This window comes from Streptomyces sp. NPDC002092, from assembly GCF_053593775.1.
Map to the genome: position 1 here is coordinate 61843 of NZ_JBSFDG010000028.1, position 19435 is coordinate 81277.

At 69.5% G+C, this 19435-nt stretch carries 21 protein-coding genes; 17 read left to right on the forward strand and 4 right to left on the reverse strand.

Going from position 1 to position 19435, the window contains the following annotated elements; translation table 11 throughout:
* Positions 1–91: 91 nt before the first annotated feature.
* Positions 92–952: a thioesterase family protein gene (locus tag ACWCRD_RS40985; protein WP_450970765.1), complete on the forward strand. Its 861-nt coding sequence runs from the start codon at positions 92–94 to the stop codon at positions 950–952.
* Positions 953–1037: 85 nt separating this feature from the next.
* Here the strand turns inward: ACWCRD_RS40985 and ACWCRD_RS40990 are convergent, their stop codons facing one another.
* Positions 1038–1634 (reverse strand): TIGR03086 family metal-binding protein, encoded by a 597-nt coding sequence (locus ACWCRD_RS40990; protein WP_450970766.1) that lies wholly within the window; start codon positions 1632–1634, stop codon positions 1038–1040.
* Positions 1635–1737: 103 nt separating this feature from the next.
* On the opposite strand from ACWCRD_RS40990, the gene ACWCRD_RS40995 reads away from it, so the two are divergent.
* Together ACWCRD_RS40995 and ACWCRD_RS41000 are read left to right on the forward strand one after the other, a co-directional pair.
* Positions 1738–2715 carry a helix-turn-helix transcriptional regulator gene (locus ACWCRD_RS40995; RefSeq protein ID WP_450970767.1) on the forward strand — a complete coding sequence of 326 codons (978 nt, stop codon included), beginning with the start codon at positions 1738–1740 and terminating at the stop codon, positions 2713–2715.
* Between the two features lie 151 nt (positions 2716–2866).
* Positions 2867–3247, forward strand: a complete 381-nt coding sequence (locus tag ACWCRD_RS41000; protein WP_450970768.1) for a hypothetical protein — start codon at positions 2867–2869, stop codon at positions 3245–3247.
* Positions 3248–3318: 71 nt separating this feature from the next.
* Here ACWCRD_RS41000 and ACWCRD_RS41005 read toward each other — a convergent pair whose 3' ends face one another.
* Positions 3319–3945 carry a TetR family transcriptional regulator gene (locus ACWCRD_RS41005; RefSeq protein ID WP_398960399.1) on the reverse strand — a complete coding sequence of 209 codons (627 nt, stop codon included), beginning with the start codon at positions 3943–3945 and terminating at the stop codon, positions 3319–3321.
* Between the two features lie 146 nt (positions 3946–4091).
* Here ACWCRD_RS41005 and ACWCRD_RS41010 point away from each other — a divergent pair, with 146 nt between their 5' ends.
* The 3 genes from ACWCRD_RS41010 (at position 4092) to ACWCRD_RS41020 (ending at position 5875) form a co-directional block, all read left to right on the forward strand.
* Positions 4092–4253, forward strand: a complete 162-nt coding sequence (locus ACWCRD_RS41010) for a hypothetical protein (RefSeq protein WP_181922309.1) — start codon at positions 4092–4094, stop codon at positions 4251–4253.
* A 56-nt stretch (positions 4254–4309) separates the two neighbouring features.
* Positions 4310–4594: a DUF4190 domain-containing protein gene (locus ACWCRD_RS41015; RefSeq protein WP_450970769.1), complete on the forward strand. Its 285-nt coding sequence runs from the start codon at positions 4310–4312 to the stop codon at positions 4592–4594.
* A 117-nt stretch (positions 4595–4711) separates the two neighbouring features.
* Complete coding sequence (locus ACWCRD_RS41020) at positions 4712–5875, forward strand: cysteine desulfurase family protein (RefSeq protein ID WP_450970770.1); 1164 nt, start codon at positions 4712–4714, stop codon at positions 5873–5875.
* A 20-nt stretch (positions 5876–5895) separates the two neighbouring features.
* Here ACWCRD_RS41020 and ACWCRD_RS41025 read toward each other — a convergent pair whose 3' ends face one another.
* Entirely contained in the window at positions 5896–6573 is a 678-nt protein-coding gene (locus ACWCRD_RS41025; RefSeq protein ID WP_450970771.1) for an N-acetylmuramoyl-L-alanine amidase, read from the reverse strand.
* A gap of 60 nt (positions 6574–6633) precedes the next feature.
* On the opposite strand from ACWCRD_RS41025, the gene mnmA reads away from it, so the two are divergent.
* The 6 genes from mnmA (at position 6634) to ACWCRD_RS41055 (ending at position 15252) form a co-directional block, all read left to right on the forward strand.
* Positions 6634–7770, forward strand: coding sequence for a tRNA 2-thiouridine(34) synthase MnmA (gene mnmA, locus ACWCRD_RS41030; protein WP_450970772.1), 1137 nt, complete (start codon positions 6634–6636; stop codon positions 7768–7770).
* Between the two features lie 197 nt (positions 7771–7967).
* Positions 7968–9332 (forward strand): AAA family ATPase, encoded by a 1365-nt coding sequence (locus tag ACWCRD_RS41035; protein WP_450970790.1) that lies wholly within the window; start codon positions 7968–7970, stop codon positions 9330–9332.
* The gene (locus ACWCRD_RS41040; RefSeq protein ID WP_450970773.1) at positions 9329–10171 is read left to right on the forward strand and encodes an RloB family protein; all 843 of its coding nucleotides are present in this window, start codon (positions 9329–9331) and stop codon (positions 10169–10171) included. The genes ACWCRD_RS41035 and ACWCRD_RS41040 overlap by 4 nt, the downstream gene beginning before the upstream one ends.
* A 153-nt stretch (positions 10172–10324) precedes the next feature.
* Positions 10325–12964, forward strand: coding sequence for an N-6 DNA methylase (locus ACWCRD_RS41045; protein WP_450970774.1), 2640 nt, complete (start codon positions 10325–10327; stop codon positions 12962–12964).
* On the forward strand, positions 12954–14222 hold the full coding sequence (locus ACWCRD_RS41050) for a hypothetical protein (protein ID WP_450970775.1): 1269 nt from the start codon (positions 12954–12956) through the stop codon (positions 14220–14222). The genes ACWCRD_RS41045 and ACWCRD_RS41050 overlap by 11 nt, the downstream gene beginning before the upstream one ends.
* 214 nt (positions 14223–14436) lie before the next feature.
* Entirely contained in the window at positions 14437–15252 is an 816-nt protein-coding gene (locus tag ACWCRD_RS41055; RefSeq protein WP_450970776.1) for an IS5 family transposase, read from the forward strand.
* Here ACWCRD_RS41055 and ACWCRD_RS41060 read toward each other — a convergent pair.
* Positions 15224–15694: a hypothetical protein gene (locus tag ACWCRD_RS41060; RefSeq protein ID WP_450970777.1), complete on the reverse strand. Its 471-nt coding sequence runs from the start codon at positions 15692–15694 to the stop codon at positions 15224–15226. The genes ACWCRD_RS41055 and ACWCRD_RS41060 overlap by 29 nt on opposite strands.
* A 462-nt stretch (positions 15695–16156) precedes the next feature.
* Between ACWCRD_RS41060 and ACWCRD_RS41065 the strand changes: the two genes are divergently transcribed.
* From ACWCRD_RS41065 to ACWCRD_RS41085, 5 genes are all read left to right on the forward strand, one after another.
* Positions 16157–17407, forward strand: a complete 1251-nt coding sequence (locus tag ACWCRD_RS41065) for a helix-turn-helix domain-containing protein (RefSeq protein ID WP_450970778.1) — start codon at positions 16157–16159, stop codon at positions 17405–17407.
* A 132-nt stretch (positions 17408–17539) separates the two neighbouring features.
* Positions 17540–17854, forward strand: a complete 315-nt coding sequence (locus tag ACWCRD_RS41070; protein ID WP_450970779.1) for a hypothetical protein — start codon at positions 17540–17542, stop codon at positions 17852–17854.
* Positions 17851–18222 (forward strand): hypothetical protein, encoded by a 372-nt coding sequence (locus ACWCRD_RS41075; protein ID WP_450970780.1) that lies wholly within the window; start codon positions 17851–17853, stop codon positions 18220–18222. The genes ACWCRD_RS41070 and ACWCRD_RS41075 overlap by 4 nt, the downstream gene beginning before the upstream one ends.
* Positions 18219–18488, forward strand: coding sequence for a DUF7848 domain-containing protein (locus ACWCRD_RS41080; RefSeq protein ID WP_450970781.1), 270 nt, complete (start codon positions 18219–18221; stop codon positions 18486–18488). The genes ACWCRD_RS41075 and ACWCRD_RS41080 overlap by 4 nt, the downstream gene beginning before the upstream one ends.
* Before the next feature lie 185 nt (positions 18489–18673).
* Positions 18674–19285, forward strand: a complete 612-nt coding sequence (locus ACWCRD_RS41085) for a Uma2 family endonuclease (RefSeq protein WP_450970782.1) — start codon at positions 18674–18676, stop codon at positions 19283–19285.
* Positions 19286–19435 lie beyond the last annotated feature (150 nt).

Genomic DNA, 19435 nt, shown 5'->3' on the forward strand with positions numbered 1-19435 from the left:
TCACCCGGGAGGACGGCGGCCGAAGGAATGTGTCATGTGCCCGTAACCTGAAAAGCTACCGCTTAGTAGTTTGTCGTTGTACGGTTCAGACATGTCAGAAGCAGCTTCCGCGCAGGCCACCAGGGCCGCCATCGGTGACAGCGAGTTCGACCGGGACACCGCGCTCGTCCGGCGCGCACCCGGCGTGTACGACATCGACCTCTCGGCCGGCTGGACCATCATCAACGCCGTCAACGGCGGCTATCTGCTGGCCGTCCTGGGCCGCGCCCTCGCGGACGCCCTGCCGCACGCCGACCCGTTCACGATCTCGGCGCACTATCTGACGGCGTCCCGGCCGGGCCCGGCGGTCGTCCGCACCGACGTCGTCCGCACCGGCCGCACCCTGTCGACGGGCCAGGCCTCGCTCTTCCAGTACGACGACCAGGGCCGCGAGGTGGAGCGCATCCGCGTCCTCGCCTCCTACGGGGACCTGGACGCACTGCCGGACGACGTGCGGACGACGGCCGTCCCGCCGGCGTTCCCGCCCATGGACCAGTGCTTCGGCCCCCAGGACGGGCCGGCCCCCGTCTCCGGCAGCTCCGCGATCGCCGACCGCCTGATGATCAAGATCGACCCGGCCACCCTCGGCTGGGCGGTCGGCGCACCGTCCGGCAAGGGCGAGATGCGCGCCTGGTTCGGCCTGGCGGACGGCCGGGACGCCGACCCGCTCTCCCTCCTCCTGGCGGTGGACGCACTCCCGCCCACCGCCTTCGAACTCGGCCTGAAGGGCTGGGTGCCCACGGTGGAACTCACGGTCCACGTCCGCGCCCGCCCGGCCCCCGGCCCCCTCCGCGTCTCGATCACCACCCGCAACCTGGCCGGCGGCTTCCTGGAGGAGGACGCGGAGGTCTGGGACAGCGACGACCGCCTGGTCGCCCAGTCCCGCCAACTGGCCCGTGTGAGGCTCGGCTGAGCGGGGCGCGCCCGGGGGCTGCCGCCCCCAGACCCCCGTTCGGCCTGAACGGCCTCGTCCTCAAACGCCGGACGGGCTGAAGGACTCAGGCCCGGCTCAGCGGTGCTCGTCCGAGCCAGGCTGCCAACTGCCGGTAGGCGTCCGCTCCTTCAGGGGCCGGCAGGACGTCGCCGAAGGGGGTCTGGTCGTCGCGCTGCGGGTCGGGCAGGACGCGGCGGGCGGTGGTGAGGGCGAACTCGGCCAGGTCCGGGTCGAGGTCCAGGGGGTGGCCGAGGGACTCGGAGAGGTCCCAGGTGTGGGTCACCAGTTCCATCACATAGCCCGACAGGGCCGCGCGGCCCGGTACCTCACCCCAGGGGACGCGCACCGGGGCCTCCATGCGGTCGTCGCTCGCCCAGGCCTTGAGGACCCGGGTGCGGACCTCGTCGTACACGGCCGTCCAGTCGTCGTCGGCCACGTCGTCCGTGAACGGGCGCACGGCGAGCCCGTCGCCGCCCTCGCCGACCACCGCGATGCGCAGGCTGCCGCCGACGATGTGACCGAGCAGGGTGCGCACGTCGAACTCGGTGCACGGGGTCGGGCCGGCCAGCTGCTCGGGACGTACCGTCTTGATGAGTGCCGCCGCCTGCTCGGTGGCGCGGGTGTACACGGGACGGGGGTCGATGGCGTTCATGGCGTTCATGGGGACCTCTCTCTGAAGGGCTTGGGGCAGAGAGTGACCGCATAACCTGACAGTTTCCGTCAACATTTGCCGGAGACCTTCGCGGGGCGCGATTCTGGTGGACGTGAAGTCCGACCGACTGCTCTCGATCCTGCTCCTCCTGCAGACCCGCGGCCGCGTCCCCGCGCATGAACTCGCCGACCGCCTTGAGGTGTCGGTGCGGACCATCTACCGGGACGTCGAGGCGCTGTCCGCCTCCGGTGTCCCGGTCTACGCCGAGCGCGGGCGGCACGGCGGCATCGAACTGCTCGCCGGGTTCCGTACGGACGTCACAGGGCTGACCGCCGACGAGTCCCGCGCCCTGTTCATCCTCGCCGCCCAGGGAGCGCACGCCGCGCTCGGCCTGGACGCGGCGCTCGGCTCGGCGCTGCGCAAGGTGATGGCCGCGCTGCCGGCGCCGTACCGCCCCGCCGCCGAGGTGACCTCCCGCCGCATCCTCGTCGACGCCACGCGCTGGAAGGGCGGTCCGCAGCCCGCGGTCGACCTGGACACCCTGCAGGACGCCGTCTTCGCCGACCGCCGGCTGCGGCTGCGCTACCGGCACAGCGGGGCGCAGGAGGCGCGGACGTACACCGTCGACCCGTACGGGCTCGTGTCGAAGGCGGGCATCTGGTACCTCGTCGCCGACCGGCGCGCGAAACCGCAGCTCTTCCGCGCCGACCGGGTGCGGTCCGCCACCGTCCTGGACGACGGGGTGCAGCGGCGGCCGGGTGTCGAACTCGCCGATGTCTGGGAGGTGTTGCGCCGCCAGGTCGAGGAGCGTCCCGGCGGGCTCGACGTCACCGTCCGCGTCCGCCGCGAGCGCCTCGACATGTTCCTGCGCCTGCACGCCGCGCAGCTCGCCGAACTGCCCGAGGACGACGGTGAGGGCGAGTGGGTGACCGCGCGGCTCTCGTACGGCGTCGTCGGCCAGACGCGCCAGCTGCTGCAGTTCGCCGACCACGTGGAGGTCCTCTCGCCTCCCGAGGTACGCGCGGAGCTGGCCGCCGCGGCCGCCTCTGTCACGGACCTGTACCAGCGAGCAGGCGAGAGCGGTCAGTGAAGCCGCAGGTCGGCGCGGTCTCCCGGGATCCGCTTTACCTGAATCACAGGCCGCGGACAGACCGCCCCCAAGGAAGCCCTAAGCGTCGTTGATTGAGTTCCCGCACTCGAGGATCCCTCATCTCCCTTCATCTTCCTTGGAGTTGTTTCTCATGAAGCGTGTGCGTCTCGCCCCCGCAGTGGCCCTGCTGGCGCTCTCGCCTCTGGTCCTGGTGGCCTGCGGCTCGGGCGACTCGTCGTCCTCGGACAGCGGCAGCTCCGGCCGGCAGCAGCCCTGTCAGGCGCCGACCGGCAACGCCTCCGGGCGCCCGAGCGGCGCCCCCTCGGGCGCCCCCACCGGCAATGCCACCGCCAGGCCCTCCGGCGCCCCCTCGGGCATGCCCAGCGGAGCGCCCAGCGCCGGTGCGGCGGTGGGTGGCGGTCAGGGCGGCCCCGGCGGCGGCCGGGGCGGCGGCTGCGGCGGCGGTCAGGGTGGCCCCGGTGGCGGTGCCGCACCCAGCGGCGCCCCCACCGCGCAGGCCACCAAGAACTGACCTCGGACGCCGTACGGCAAAGGGGCGGCACTCCCGGTGAACGGGGTGCCGCCCCTTCGGGCTGCCCGGGCTCAGTCCCGCCAGTGGTGCCGCCCGATGCTGATCAGCCGCATCTGACGGGTCGCCACCTGCGCCACGCGCTCCCGGTCCTCCTCGGTGCCCTCCAGGGCCTCCAGGAACAGCGAGGCGGTGATCAGCATCTGGTCCACGTACAGATGGGCCAGCATGAGGAGGTCGTCGTCGCTCCAGCCCTCGGACTCCGGGTCCTTGGCGAGCTCGCCCTTCACCTCCTCGGCGAACCGGGCCAGTTGGTCCCGGATGGCGTCCCGCACCGGCTGGACGCCGCCGTGTCGCTCGCGGGCGATAAAGCGGACATGCGCGGGGTACCCGTCCACATGGCCGGCGATCAACTCGATGGCACGCGCTATGCGTTCCTCGCTGGAGTCGGCCGCGGACACCGTCGTCCGGATCATCGGGTGCAGGCTGCCCAGAGCCTCCTCGACCAGGGCCACGCCGAGATCCGCAATGGAGCGGAAGTGGCGGTAGAAGGCGGTCGGGGCGACGCCCACGGCGCGCGTGACCTCACGCAGGCCCAGACTGCTCAGGCTCTGCTCCTCCAGCAGACCGAGCGCCGCGTCCAGGAGCGCCTGACGGGTCTTCTGCTTCTGGGCCTGCCGGATGCCGAGGGTGTGACTCATGTCATCCAGTTAACAACTGTTCTCCGGATTTGGAAAGGCGTCAGGCGCGCTAGACTCTGTAGTCAGTGAACAAGTGTTACTACAACCGTTCACCGAAACTTAACCAGAGGCGCCCTCCCGGGGCGCACGGAGGGGGATCGAATCCCATGCTGTTTCTCGTCGCCGCACTCATGCTGCTCGGCGTCGTCCTGGGCACCGTGGCCCACGCGCCGCTGACCGTCACCGCTCTCGTGGCCGTCGGCATCGCCGTCTGGCTCGGCATCTTCGCCGCCCGCGAGCGCCACAGCCGCCGCACCTCGGCCAACTGACCGCCGAGTCACCGCCCGACCGACTTCCGACTTTCTGCTTCCAGGAGCTGAGCACGATGCAACTCACCGCCCCGGCCACGAGCCGCACCGACACCACCGCCCGCAAGCCCGCCCGCGACGCCGACGGCATGGCCGTCGCGTCCTTCATCCTCGGCCTTCTCGGCCTCCTCGTGCTGAACATCTTCCTCGGCCCCGTCGCCATCGTCCTGGCCGCCGTCGCCCTCTGGCGCGGCACCGCCCGCCGCGGTCGCGCGTACCTGGGTATGGCCCTCGGTGTGGCCGACCTGGCGGTTCTGGTGATCGCCATGCAGCTGTCCGACACCGTTTCGTGGAGCCTGTGAGCCCGAGGCGGACCATGACGAACGGCCGAACTCCCCGAGGACGACGGGGCCCGGCCGCCGAACCGCCCGGTCCGGACGTACAGCCGGCGGCGGGGGCCCCGTAGAATCGGCCCCACCATGGCTTACCTCGACCACGCCGCGACCACCCCGATGCTCCCCGAGGCAGTCGAGGCGATGACCGCCCAGCTGAGCGTCACGGGCAACGCCTCCTCCCTCCATGCCTCCGGCCGGCAGGCCCGCCGTACCGTCGAGGAGGCCCGCGAGACCCTTGCGGAAGCGCTCGGCGCCCGCCCCAGCGAGGTCGTTCTCACCTCCGGCGGCACCGAGGCCGACAACCTCGCCGTGAAGGGCCTGTACTGGTCCCGCCGCGACGCCGACCCCGCCCGCACCCGTGTCCTCGCCAGCCCCGTCGAGCACCACGCCGTCCTCGACGCCGTGCACTGGCTCGGCGAACACGAGGGCGCCACGGTCGAGTACCTCCCGGTCGACCCGTACGGACGGGTCCACCCCGAGGCGCTGCGTGAGGCCATCGCCCGCAACCCCGACGACGTGGCCCTGGCGACCGTGATGTGGGCGAACAACGAGATCGGCACGGTCATGCCGGTCCGTGAACTCGCCGACGTGGCACGGGAGTTCGACATCCCGCTGCACGCCGACGCGGTCCAGGCCTTCGGTCAGGTGCCGGTCGACTTCGCCGCCTCAGGGCTCGCCGCGATAACGGTATCCGGGCACAAGATCGGCGGCCCGTACGGCATCGGTGCCCTGGTCCTCGGGCGCGAGTACACCCCCGTTCCGGTCCTGCACGGCGGCGGCCAGGAGCGCCATGTCCGCTCCGGCACCCTCGACGTCCCCGCCGTCGCCTCCTTCGCGGTGGCCGGACGCCTCGCCGCCGAGCAGCGCGACTGGTTCGAGCGGGAGATCGGCGCCCTGCGCGACAGCCTGGTCGAGGCGGTTCGTACGGCGGTGCCGGACGCGATCCTGGGCGGGGACCCGGTGGACCGCCTCCCGGCCAACGCCCACTTCACCTTCCCGGGCTGCGAGGGCGACTCCCTGCTGCTGCTCCTCGACGCCCAGGGCATCGAGTGCTCCACCGGCTCCGCCTGCACCGCGGGCGTCGCCCAGCCCAGCCACGTCCTGCTGGCCACCGGCACCGACCCCGACCTGGCCCGCGGCACCCTCCGCTTCTCCCTCGGCCACACCTCCACCGAGGCAGATGTCGAGGCCCTGGCGAAGGCGATCGGCCCGGCGGTCGAGCGAGCCCGAGCCGCCGGGCTCACCTGAAAGGCGCCGCTAGCCGTCCGTCACTGCTGCGCCGGTGCATGCGACTTCGTTGTCCTCACCGACCGCACGAGCCCCATGTACCGGTCCCAGTCCCAGTACCGCCCCGGATCGGTGTGGTCCGTTCCCGGCACCTCCACATGCCCGATGATGTGCTCCCGGTCGACGGGTATGCCGTAGCGCCGGCAGATCCCCGCGGTCAGCCGCGCCGAGGAGGCGTACATCGCGTCCGTGAAGGACGATCTGTTCTCCACGAAGCCCTCGTGCTCGATGCCGACACCGCGTTCGTTGTACTCGCGGTTGCCCGCCTGGAACGCCACGTCCAGCTCGCGGATCATCTGGGTGACGTGGCCGTCCTTGCGGACGATGTAGTGGGCCGCGGCTTTGTGGTCCGGGTCCTGGAAGGCCTTGACCGCGCTCGCGTAGTCGCCCTGGGTGACATGGATGATCACCCGGTCTATCGAGTAGTCGTCCGGCCGGTCGGCCCGCCGGTAGTTCGCCGGCGAGGCCGCCACCCACTGCGCACCCCGGAAGTCGACCGCGCCCGGAGTGCGCGGCTTCTCCACGCCCGGCAGCCGCCACCACAGGTGCGACAGCTCCTCACGCGCCAGCACCGCAGTGCCGACCGCGGCCGCCGCCCCGCCCACCAGCAGTGCACGGCGCCCGATCCGCCGGTCCGAGTCGCTCCTGCTCGCCCCCATGTGATCACCAACGGATACTCGTGGGCTCCGGTTCCCGCGCCCCCGTACTCTTGAAGGGCTATGACTGACACCTCGCAGCGCCCCCGCCCCCTTCGCGTACTCGCCGCCATGTCCGGCGGAGTGGACTCCGCAGTCGCCGCCGCCCGCGCCGCGGAGGCCGGCCACGACGTGACCGGCGTCCACCTCGCGCTCTCCGCGAACCCGCAATCCTTCCGCACGGGCGCGCGTGGCTGTTGCACCATCGAGGACTCGCGGGACGCCCGCCGCGCCGCGGACGTCATCGGCATCCCGTTCTACGTCTGGGACCTCGCCGACCGCTTCCGCGAGGACGTGGTCGAGGACTTCGTCGCCGAGTACGAGGCCGGCCGCACCCCGAACCCGTGCCTGCGCTGCAACGAGAAGATCAAGTTCGCGGCCCTGCTGGACAAGGCCCTCGCGCTCGGCTTCGACGCCGTCTGCACCGGCCACTACGCCCAGGTGATCGTGAACGAGGACGGCACCCGCGAGCTGCACCGCGCCTCCGACATGGCCAAGGACCAGTCGTACGTCCTCGGCGTCCTGGACGAGAAGCAGCTGGCGCACGCCCTGTTCCCGCTCGGCGACACGGTGACGACCAAGGACGAGATCCGCGCCGAGGCCGAGCGCCGCGGTCTCGCGGTCGCGAAGAAGCCCGACTCGCACGACATCTGCTTCATCGCCGACGGTGACACCCAGGGATTCCTGGCGAACCGGCTCGGCAGGGCCGAGGGCGACATCGTCGACGAGTCCGGCGCCAAGCTGGGCACCCACGAGGGCGCGTACGGCTTCACCATCGGCCAGCGCAAGGGCCTGCGCATCGGCACCCCCGCGCCCGACGGCAAGCCGCGCTACGTCCTGGACATCTCGCCGGTGAACAACACGGTGACGGTCGGCCCGGCCGACGCCCTGGACGTGACCGCCCTGACCGCGATCAAGCCCCGCTGGTGCGGAACGGCCCCCTCCGGGCCCGGCACCTACACCGCCCAGCTGCGGGCCCACGGCGGCGAGACCGAGGTCACCGCCGAACTGGTCGACGCCACCCTGGAGGTCTCCTTCGCGGAGCCCGTCCGCGGGGTCGCCCCCGGTCAGGCGATCGTGCTGTACGACGGCACACGCGTGGTGGGCTCGGCGACGATCGCGACGACCAGGCGCGCGCGGACGACGACTTCGGTCGCGTGAGATCGCCGGATATCCCTGAGACTCCCTGAGAATCTTCGGAAGATCAACAGGACTGGTCGCTGAGGGCGCGCCCGGCATAGTCTTCTGTCGCGGAGGTTCCGCAGGGCCACACGGAGATGGCCGCGATACGAGCACGGGAGCGACGGGCGCCCTGACGTCCGTCATCTGGGAGGTCGGCGGTGCTGCTGCGCTTCAGAGTGGCCAATCACCGGTCGATCCGTGACGAGTGCGAGTTGTCATTGGTCGACGCGGAGCATGGTGGCGTCGCGCGGGTGTCGGGCCTGATGGAAGACGGCCGTGATGTGACGGCCGAGCCAGTGGTGGGCGTATTCGGTGCCAACGCCTCAGGCAAGTCGAACCTGCTCAGTGCCATGCGGCACATGCGCAGAGCGGTCCGCGAGTCCTTTGCTGAGTGGACGAAGCTGCCGGACGTGCCCAGGGAACCGTTCAAACTCGACCCCGAGGCCAGGGACGAGACTTCGCTCTACGAGGTCGACCTAGTCCTGGGAACGACACGGAAGGTCCGTTACACCTACGGCTTCGAGCTCTCCGACGAGCGGGTAGAGGCGGAGTGGCTATACGCCTATCCCAAAGGCGAGCGGGTCGTCTGGTTCGACAGGGAAGCGGGCCGCTCCTCGGAGAACGGCGGAGTGTTCGTCTTCGAGGACAAGCCTGACAACGGCTTCCGGGGGCGGCGCGACGACCTAGTCGCGTTCACCCGCCCGAACGCCTTGTTCCTGTCCACGGCGGCGGCCTTGAATGATCCCCAGCTGTCGGCCATCCACCGCTGGTTCCTCGACAACCTGTGGCTCGTAACCCCGGGCGAGGACGTCGCCGCTCGGACGGACTGGACGCGCCGCCTCCTGTCGGATACCCGTGCAGCCGCCAACATCACGCGGAATGAGACCGGGAAGCATCGGAACGAGAGGCGGAAGAAGGAGAGCGCTGCCCACACTGCGCCCCACGACTACCCTCAGCGTCTCGCCCAGTTGCTCGCCATCGCCGACCTCGGTCTCACGGGGGTGGACATCGACCGCGAGACCGGGGAGGTCGCCCTGCGGCACCGCACTCCCGACGGCGGCGAGGTATCGCTGGACTTCCGCAGTGAGGAGTCGCTCGGTACTCACAGCTGGTTCGCCTTCCTGGGTCCTCTCCTGCACGTCCTCGACAGCGGCTCGACCCTTCTCGTGGACGAGCTCGACTCCAGCCTCCATCCCACACTGGCGGCCGAAGTCGTACGGCTCTTCCAGGACCGCGATGCCAACCCCCGAGCCGCGCAGCTCATCTTCACGACGCATGACGCGACCCTGCTCGGCGACGAGGTGCTGAACCGTCCGCTCGACCGCGACCAGGTATGGATCACCGCCAAACGTGGGTCGGGGGAGACTGAGCTCTACCGCCTGACTGAGGCGGATCCGGGCCCCGGCGAGAACCTGGAGCGGGGCTATCTGCGAGGGCGCTACGGCGGTGTGCCGAGGATCGGCGCGGGCGAGGTCGCCCGGGAGGTGTCCTGGCAGCAACAGGAGCGGCAACGGGAGCGGGAGGCGAAGGCGACAGCGTGAGCGGGCGGGCCACAGGACACGGACAGCAGGACAACGACCACCGCCCGGCCGGGGGCGGGAAGCGGCGCCGCGGCAGACACGAGGAGAGACCACTCGTACCGGCTCCGTCGCAGGCCGCCGTCACCAGACGCCAACGCGTGCTGTACGTGGCGTGCGAGGGAGAGTCCACGGAAGTCGACTACCTGCGCTACCTCAACACACGCTTCGGAAATGGCGAGTTGATCGGAAACCAGCGCTTCGTCATTCATCCCGTCTGGAAGAAGAACGGGTACAAACCCGAGGAAGTCGTCGAAGCGGTGAAGGACAAGGCCGCCGAGGACGAGGCTTGGGCTCTCTTCGACCGAGACCAGCACACCAGGATCCCGCAGGCGGTGGCCCAGGCCGCGGCCACGGGTGTGGAGGTGTGCTTCTCGCACCCGTCGTTCGACCTGTGGCTGCTGCTGCACTTCCAGGCCTTCAACGGCCGCCAGAGCGGCCAGAGCGACACCGTGAAGGAGAAGCTCCGCAAGGCCGACCCGGCGTACCGGAACTTCGACAAGCGGAACGACAAGAGCGTCAAGGGGCCGCGCGCCAAGGCTCTGGAGGACAAGGCCGACAAGGCCATCAGCAATGCCAAGGCCCTCGTGGCGCAGTGCGAGCACGGATCGTGCAAGGCCGGCCAGGCGAAGATCCCCGCACCCCGGGAACAGTACGGCGGAGTGACCGTACCCCCGAGCCCGAAACCCCCGGAGCGGTGGTCCGCGCGTTCCGGGCACGCCCCGGAGTGCGCCATCCTCGACCGCGACCCCTCCAGCGATGTGTGGCGGCTCCTGATGAGCCTGGGGATCACCGAAGGCTGATGTCAGCGACCGGGGGGAGGACCCTGGCACGTGACCGATCGGTTTTGCCCGGGCCCGCCGGACGTCTAGGCTTCCAGCGCGCCTCAGGGCATCCGAAAGTGCCTCGGGGCGCGCCCTGGGAACCCCCTCGTCAAACGAAGGACCGACGCGCGCGTGGCCAGACTCACTCTGCCCGAACTGGAACGGCACCTGTTCTCCGCCGCGGACATCCTGCGCGGCCGGATGGAGCCGTCGGACTACCGCGACTACATCTTCGGGATGCTGTTCCTCAAGCGGTGCTCGGACGAGTTCCAGCCGGAGTGGGAGAGGGAGTACGAGAGGGCCTACGAAGCCACGGGAGACGAGGCCAAGGCCAGGAAGCGGGCCGACGACCCCGACTCGTACGACCGCGTCTACTACGTCCCGCCGCGCGCCCGCTGGTGGCCGGGCCCGCACCCCGACCCGGAACTCCCCGAGGGATCGGCGCCGGGTATCGCGAACCTCACGGAACGCATCGGGGAACGCCTGGACGAGGCGCTGGCCGCGCTGGAGGCGGGCAACGAGCGCCTCTCCGGCGTGACTTCCCACATCACCTTCAACGCCCAGTTCGGCAACCGGTCCCGCTTCACCACCACCGAACTGAAGTCCTTGATCCGCCACTTCAGCCTCCACCGGCTGCGCAATGACGACTTCGAGTTCCCCGACATGCTGGGCGCCGCCTACGAGTACCTGCTCGCGCGCTTCGCGGACAGCGCGGGCCAGAGCGGCGGCGAGTTCTACACCCCTCGCTCCGTGGTCCGCATGCTGGTCCGCCTGGTCGACCCGCAACCCCAGGAGACGGTCTACGACCCCTGCATGGGCTCCGGCGGCATGCTCATCGCCGCCAAGGAGTACGTCGAGGAACACGGCGGCAAACCCGAGGAACTCGGCGTGAACGGCCAGGACGTCAAGCCGGAGTCCTGGTCGATGGCCAGCATGAACATGGTGCTGCACGGCATCCGGGACTTCGACCTCCGGCACGGCGACACCCTCACCGAACCCCTCCACGTCGACCCCGCCACGGGCCGTCTGCGCAAGTTCACCAAGGTCCTGTCCAACCCGCCCTTCTCCCAGCTCTACGACCGCCCGTCCGTCGAGGCGGCCGAGGTACGGCATGGCCAGCGCATGAAATGGGGCTGGGCCCCGGAGAAGGGCAAGAAGGCGGACCTGATGTTCGCCCAGCACATGCTCGGAGTGCTGGAGGAGAGGGGTGTGGTCGCGGTCGTCATGCCGCACGGCGTGCTGTTCCGCGGCGGCAAGGAGCGGGACATCCGCACCGAACTATTGCGCGACGACTGCGTCGAGGCGGTCATCGGCCTCGGCCCGAACCTGTTCTACGGCGTCGGAGTCCCGGCGTGCGTACTGATCCTGCGCCGCCCGCATCGGAAGGACCCGGGAAGCACGGAGCCGGGCCGCGAGCGCCCCGACCGCCGCAAGCGGGTCCTCTTCATCAACGCGGACCGCGACTTCACACCGGGCCGCAACCAGAACGACCTCGGCCCCGAACACGTCGAGAAGATCGTCACGGTGTTCCAGGAGGGCCGGGAGGAGGACGGCTACTCGGCGTTCGTCACCGTGGAGAAGCTCCTGGCGGCCGACGCCAACCTCAACATCCGCCGCTGGGTGGACAATTCACCGCCGCCGGAACCGCAGGACGTACGGGCGCACCTGTACGGGGGCGTCCCGGTGACGGAAGTGGAGGCGAGGAAGGGGCTGTTCGAGGCGTACGGAGTCGATGTGACGTCGCTCTTCGCGCCACGCGAGGACGACCCGGCGTATGTCGACTTCCTCCCGGAGGGCCCGGAGGCGACGGCCGCGCGCATCCCGCAGCTCACCGCTCCCAGGGAGGCGGAACTGCGGAAGGCGTACGAGGACTGGTGGGCGGCGGGCCAGGACCTGTTCGTCCAGCTGGCGAAGGACGGCCCGCGCAAGCTGATGCATCTCCGAGCCGGTCTGCTCGACGGTTTCGCCGGCGCGATCGGCGGCGTGAAGGTCCTGGACCCGTACCGCACGGCGGGCATCGTCGCCGACTGGTGGACGCAGTCCCGGTACGACATGAAGGCACTGGCGGCGGGCGGCTTCGAACGGGTACTGCGCGGCTGGGTCGACTCGGCCGAGGCGATCCTCACCCCGGCCGCCGCCACCACGGCGACGGGCCGCCGCGCGACCGTCTCGACGGCGGACCGCCGGTACGCGATGGACCGCCCGGTCGTACGCCTGCTGCTCGCCGAGTTCCTCAGGGAGTACGCGGCGGCGGAGGAGGCGGCTTCTCTGGCCGACGCCGCCTACAAGGAGGCGGTCGAGGCACTGGAGGCGGCGAAGCCGACGGAGGACGACGCCGAGGAGGAGGAAGACACGGAGGAGGCGGCCGGAGAGGCGGAGACCGGGGAAGCCGGGGAAACGGCCGCGACGCCGGTCTCTCCGGAGGAACTGACCCGGCTCGAAGCGCGGGTGGCAGCCCGCAAGAAGGAGCGCGCCGCCGCCACGAAGAAGCGCAAGGCTCTGGAGGACCGCTTCCTGCGTGACCTCCTGGCGGAGGCGGAACTGGCCCTGGCGGACGAGGAGCGGACGCGGCAGGTGGTCCTGGCGGTCCTGAACGAGAGCCTCGCGGCGCGCTTGGACGGGGCGGTCGCGGGCGGGCGACGGGAGCTGGGTTCGGTGTTCCGGCGGTGGGGGGAGAAGTACGCGGTGTCGCTGGAGGAATTGGAGGGGGAGGGCGAGGAGGCTCGGGGGGAGCTGGGGAAGTGGCTGGAGGAGTTGGGTTATGGGCGGTGAGCGTGAGGACGGGATCTCTTCTGTCTCTTTGAAGAACGCGCTTCTGCGAGTCGAGACTGGGTGGAGTCCTGTCTGCGAGCCGCGTCTTCCGGCCGAAGACGAGTGGGGTGTACTCAAACTCAGCGCGGTGACGTCGGGCGCCTACGCGGCTTCCGAGGCCAAGGCGCTGCCTGCGCAGACGGCGCCTCGCGCGTGGTACGAGGTGCAGCCCGGCGACGTACTCATGTCGCGCGCGAATGGGGTCAAGGCCCTGGTCGGTGTGGCCTGCACTGTAAGAGAGACACGTCAGCAACTCCTCCTCCCGGACCTGGTGTTCCGGCTGCTGGCTGACCCGGATGTGCTCGATCAGGAGTTCCTGGGGCTTGTGCTCGGTACGGCAGCGGTTCGTCGGCAGATCGATGACGCCATGCGCGGTTCGAGTGGGCAGTACAAGATCTCAAAGACGGACGTGCAGGGACTGCGGGTGCCGCGCCTGGAGTTGGAGGAACAACGCCGCATCGTCGCCGCCCACGCCGTGTTCGAGCGGCGGATCGCGGGGTTGGAGCGAGTACGGAGGAAATCGCAGGAGACTGAACGGGCCACCTTGATGGCTATGGTGCACCGTGCTGCGAGTTCGGAGCACCTGCAATTGGGGGAACTGTTGACCGATATTGAAACCGGCTGGAGCCCGGCCTGCGACACTCGCCCACCGAGCGGTGACGAGTGGGGGGTTGTCAAGGTCAGTGCGATCACTTCGGGACGCTTCGAGCCGCTTGAGTCGAAGAGGCTTCCTGCTGGGCTCACACCACGGCCTCGGATTGAAGTCCGAGAAGGAGACGTCCTGGTCGCACGAGCCAACGGTGCACGGGCATTGGTCGGTGCGGTCTGTCAAGCAGGCCCCACGCGCCGGAAGCTGATGCTTTCGGACAAGATTCTGCGGCTCGTACCCGACGCGACTAAGGTCGATGGTGCTTTCCTGCCTGTTCTGCTTCGTTCGGACAGCGTGCGCCAGCAGATCGAAAACTTGCTGAACGGTGGCACAGGACAAAACAACATTTCTCAAGCAGACATTCGAGCTCTAAGAGTGCCTTGCGTTGGGCTGGATGAGCAACGCCAGATCATCGCGACTCAGTCGGCCTGGCAGTGCCGTTTTGACACGGTCGGAAAGCAGATCGACAAGTTGCGTATGGTTCAGCAGGCTGTGGTCGAAGACCTCCTTGGGATTAGACGCCTTCCGCTTATCGATCACGGGGCTGGCCTGGTCGAACAGGGTTCCTGATCGGGTGATCGCGGGAGAGCCGACGCATGACAGCAGGGCCTCTTGGTAGTTCGGGGGTGCGAACCAAACCGATCACCAGGAGGCCCTGTTGCCGCAGTCTTTCGCGCTCGCGTGCGTGGAGTCCAACTCGCCGTCCCTGTCGTGTGACTGCCTCGCGCACAGGTTCGGGAACGCGGCAGACTGGCCAGACCGTACCCGGTGCTATGGCTCCGACATGACGGAGGCAGAGTGGCAGGTCATCCGGGCCGTACTACCGGTTCCGGCCTGGCTGGAGGGGCGGGGTGGGCGGCCGGAGGGCTACTGCCACCGCGTGATGATCGACGCAGTGCGCTATGTGGCCGACAACGGCGTCAAGTGGGCCAAGCTGCCCGTGGACTTCCCGCCGTATCGGCGCGTGCACGCCTTCGCCCGCCGCTGGCAGGTGACGGGTCTGCTCGCGGAGTTCCACGACCGGCTGCGCGACCGCGTGCGGGAGAAGGAGGGCCGCTTGCCGGACCCGACGGCCGCGATCGTGGACTCGCAGTCCGTACGGGCAGCGGCGAACATCCCGCGCTCCACCTCGGGCTGGGACGGCGGGAAGAAGGTGGGCGGCCGCAAGCGGCACCTGGTGGTGGACTGCCTCGGCCTGGTCCTGGCCGTTGCGGTCACCGCGGCGAGCGTGCAGGACCGCGACGCCGCCGTCCCGCTACTCGAGCAACTGCGCAAGATGTACTTCTCCATCCGCCTGGTGTGGGCGGACGGCGGCTATGCCGGGCGGCTGGTCGACTGGGCGGCCGAGAACCTCCGCCTCACCCTGGAGATCGTCAGACGCACCGACGACACCGCGGGCTTCGTGGTGCTGCCGCGCAGGTGGGTGGTGGAAAGAACGCTCAGCTGGCTGATGCGCTCGCGCCGCCTGGTGCGCGACTACGAGACCCTGCCCGCCATGCACGAAGCCATGGTGCTGTGGTCGATGACCATGCTCATGAGCGGCCGCCTCGCCGGACGCCGCTCCGGTGCCTTCAGCCGGCCGGCACCACGAGCGCGGTGAACACCCCCGGCCGCACCTGCCTAGCCCACCCCCGCTCCACCAGGCGTTTCGCCTTCGACCGCAGCCCCTCGACCTTCGCCGGGACCACCTGAAGCCCCAGAGCCCCGGCCAGCTGCTGACAGCGCATGCCCTCCCGGCCCGCTTCCGACTCCAGCACCGACACGATCCGCTGGTAGTCCGGCGCGAGGACCGACGCCTCCATACCCTCGGCCCGATGCGGCACCGGCGAGCCCGCCATCGCGCCCCGCGCCGGCTCCGCGACCGCCGAAGGCGGATCGGCCAGCACCTCGGCCACCGTCACCCGGGCATCTACCAGCCGCTGAAGCCCGCGTTCCGCCTCACCGAGCGCGGCCTGCACACGCTCAGCCTCCTCCCGCAACCGCGCGATCTCCTCCCGGACCCTCTTCTCCCGGGCCTCCAGCAGACCGAGCACCGACGTCACCAGCCACCTCCACGAGCCAGACGAGCGGACGAACCACGCCCATCTCTCCCGCTGCCGACCGGAGTTCATGCCCATCCACCCGAACTAAACGATCACGTTCGAAAAGCGGATGGCGTCTTAGCGCGTTCAACTGTGTGACCTGACCTGACCTGACCTGACCTGCCAGGAGCCACGCCCTCTGTCCTGCAATCGAGTTGAGCGACACCAGCACACAGCCGCCCAGTGCCAGGGCCTTGGCCGAGCCGTTGCTCTCATGCAGTCCAGAGCCGACGCACATCACACGTTGTCGCAGTACGGCACCGTAAGTTCGGCCTGCCAGGGCACGCACCCAGGAGCGATAGCAGACGATCGTAGTTCCTGGGAACGGGCCAGGGGTACCGTTCAGATGTCGACGCTGAACGGAGGCCGGCAGCGCCCCCGTACTACTGACAGTGGCGAACTGCACAGAGAGGGGCAAGGTCCGTGTCTCCAGAGACCACTCCCGACCCGTTCACCGAGCCGGTCGCCTTCGGCCAGCGAATGCAGATCCTGCGAACCCGTCGCGGCATGAGCCGTGGTGTCCTCGCGGGTCTGCTCGGGAAGTCGCCGAGCTGGGTCAAGCAAGTCGAGGGCGGGCGCCTCCAGATGCCCAAGCTCCCCATGGTGCTGCGTATCGCGGAAGCCTTGAGGGTCCGAGACCTTTCTGACCTCACCGGTGATCAGTCAATGGCCGTCGAACTGTTCACCGGGCCTGGGCATGCTCGTCTGCCCCAGGTGCGTTCTGTGATCAACGCGTTCCCTCTGGCGACGCAGCGAGAGGCCCCAACACAGGCACATCTGCGGCAACGTCTTGCCCGAGCATGGAGCGCCCGCCACTCCGCACCGAACCACCGGGACGTCGTCGGGGCTCTCCTGCCCGATCTGATTCGGGACGCCCAACTCGCCGTGCTGCAAGCCGATTCCGCTACCCAACGGCGAACAGCCCAAGCGATTCTGTCCCAGACATACAGCCTGAGCCAATTCTTCATCGCGTATCAGCCGGACGCATCGCTGTTGTGGCGAGTCGTGGAGCGCGGGATCATCTCAGCGCAGGAATCTGAAGATCCGCACACTCTGGGTGTCGCGGCATGGCTGGCCACACAGGCTCACCGCGACAGCGGGCCAGGCCATTTCGATGCCGCAGACGCGGTGAACCTCGAAACGCTCCGATACTTGGAACCGCTCTTGACCGATGCCGCTGACGACGTACTGGCGATCGCTGGCGCTCTCCAGTTCGAGGCTGGCTACACCGCTGCTCGGCGGGGTGACACGGGGACTGCCTGGCGATACTGGGACACCGCGCGGGCCATGGCCGATCGTTTGCCCACCGACTACTACCATCCCGTGACATCGTTCTCGAAGGCTGTCATGGGTGCGCATGCCGTCACCATCGCCGTCGAACTGCACGCGGGTGCCGAGAGTGTTCGGCAAGCTGCTGCTGCGGACACCACCACGATCCCTTCCCGTCCCCGTCGTGCCCGGCACCGCATCGAAGAGGCTCGTGGATATCACCTCGATGGGCAGACCGAGGCGGCCTTGGCCACCCTCGACAAGGCGTATGAAGCCGCACCGGAAACCATCCGCTACAACGGCTACGCACGGCGCATCGTCTTGGAAGAGACAGACTCGAAGAACGCGGTTCTGCGGCGACGGGCAAGCGAACTGGCAGTGAAGATCGGCGTGTTGGCGGCCTGACATACGGGGCACAAAGTGTGCCCCCACACCCTTCGTGTGGGCCGTACGGTCACTAACTGACCGTCAGAAGACCCCCGCGACCGCGATGGGCGCGGCCCGGGGGCATGGCCACCAACTCGAAGGGTTGATGACATGGCCCACAGTATCGCCCGCCTATTCGGACCGCTGCTGCGGCTGCTGCTCCCCGCGCCGGGACGTCACCGGACACCCGCCTCCCGCTCGCGCCTCGCGGCACCGCCGCCGAACATCCCGACCGCGCGTCTCCCACGCGTCCCGCCCCTACGAGGAGAGGACAACGCCCTCGTACGGCCGTACGTCGTCGCGCACGAGCGTCATCGGTGGGAGGGGCAGCGCGAGCGCGCCCGTAGGCGGACGCTGGTGTTCGTTACGCACGGCGTCTACACCACCCCTCGCCGGATGCACGGAGCGGCGGTGACCGCTCGATGAGCTACGACCGGAACACCGTTTCCGCGCCCGCCGCCGGCCTGCGGCTGCTGCCCTGGGAGACCGATCTGGGCAAGCCGTGCTTTCTGTCCGTGAGCGGCGGCCGGAGCGCGCTGTCCCGGCTCGCGGACACGATCGAGGCGGATCAGTTGCGCGACGGCGCTGACGTCCTCAAGGGCGCCCGAGCCGTCCTGGACGACCAGAAGGCCGGGGAGCACGCGCTGCGCCTCGCACTGCGGGCGGCGACGCACTGCCTCGGCGACGTGCTGCGGATCGCCGACAGCCGGGGTGCACGCCTGCGCGCGCCTGACAATAGCGATGAGGGCGCCGCCGACGACGAGTCCCAGCGCGCAGCCGAGGTGTCCGGATGAACGCCGGGAACGGCAACCGGGTCATGATAGGCCGGTACCGGTTCGCGGAATGGACGCTGACGGCCATGCCCGCCATGGCCGTACGCCACTTCGGCAAGTGCCTCACCTGCGGTGAGCGTTCCGCCGACACGGCCGAGGCAGACGAGGCCCAGGTGTGGTGTCTGAGGCACGCGGGCCTGACCCACCACAGTGCGTACGAACTGTCAGCATTCCAGTACTTTGACGCCGCCATGACCGGTCCCGGCACCGCGCCGCACCCGACATAGACGGGCCGAGATCAGGTACGCAAGGCCCGATACCCCGATTCTCACTCCGGGAGAGTCGGGGCGTCGGGCCCCGTCTCGGCGCGACACGTCAGCCACGCCCGCCCGACACCGCCGCTCAGTCGAGGAACCGCCCGCCCCCGGATACCGTGGAACCGTCCCTCACCGCCGCCGAAGGAGCCCCACCGGTGACCGAGCACCACATCACGCGGAACCTCCCTCACCTGCTGGACATCGCCCGGGATGTCGAGAAGAGGTTCGAGGGTATGGACGTCAGCGTGGTCGACGGCGTCGTGATGATGTCGCCCGTCGCACCGGCCCACTACCGCACCCAGCAGCAGATCGACCGCCAGCTCCGTGATCAGGCGGGTGACGCCGTACTCGGCGAGATCGAGTTCGCCCATCCGGCGTGGGACCGCCGGCTGACGCCGGACGTGATCGTGTGGCACGGCGACGAGGAGGAGGATGCCCCCTACGACGCGGAGGCCATCGAGCTGGCTGTGGAGATCGTGTCCCCGTCATCGGTGGAGAACGACTACGTGCTCAAGCCGAGGGCGTACGCGACCGCCGGGATTCCCGTCGGGCTGGTCCTGGACCCGTACACCAGGTCCTGGACCCTTCTGACGGACCCCGCTCCAGGCGGTTATCGGGAGCGGGCAACCGGTCCGTACGGGAAGACGCTCCGCGTCGACTGCGGTTCCCGGATCCTGACTGTAGCCACCGAGGGGTTGCCGGAGGCGAAGGAGTGGCAGCTGCGGGACGCGTGGCCGATCCACCGCACCGATCCGGGAATCGTCTGAGGCCTCCCAACGGGTCTGAGCCTCCCGGGCCGTCCGCGCGGCCGGTCCGGTCGTCGTGCCCGCGTCATATCCCGTCCGCACGAGTAGAGTTGTGCGCACGCTTCGTGATGGAGTGACGGTACAGGCGTGACGACACGGCGACGGGCGGGA